Source organism: Oceanospirillum sediminis (assembly GCF_014164585.1).
GTDB classification, from domain to species: domain Bacteria; phylum Pseudomonadota; class Gammaproteobacteria; order Pseudomonadales; family Halomonadaceae; genus Oceanospirillum; species Oceanospirillum sediminis.
On sequence record NZ_JACJFM010000148.1, the window covers coordinates 1 to 434 of the forward strand.

1 protein-coding gene is annotated in these 434 nt (G+C 31.3%); it reads left to right on the plus strand.

Features of this window, described 5'->3' with window-relative positions; genetic code table 11:
* A partial coding sequence (locus H4O21_RS28185) for a DUF4369 domain-containing protein (protein WP_182812473.1) occupies positions 1 to 434 on the plus strand: 434 nt, incomplete at both ends.

Below are 434 nucleotides of genomic sequence, written 5' to 3' on the forward strand. Positions count from 1 at the left end.
AAAAACCAATATAAAAGGTTTAAAAAAAGGAACTGTATATCTAAAACGAGTAATAGATACGGTTATGGTAACTGTGGATTCCATTGTTGTAAACGGCAATTCTGAATTTGAATTGTATGCTGATTTGGACGAACCAGATTTGTTATTTTTAGACCTTGATAAAAACTCCAAAGAAGAGGATAGAATTAGCTTTTTTGCTGATAAAGGTATTATTGAAATTAATACTTCTTTGAAAAATTTTGTAACAGATGCGAAAATTAAAGGTTCTGAGCACCAAAAAGTCTTAGAAGATTATCAGGAGCTAATGTCTCGTTTAAACAACAGGAATTTAGATTTGATAAAAGAAAGTTTTGAAGCTGGAAAAAGCGGAGATACCGCTGCAATAAATAGTGTAGAAAAAAAGCAGGTCAGCCTTATAAGAAACAGATATCTGC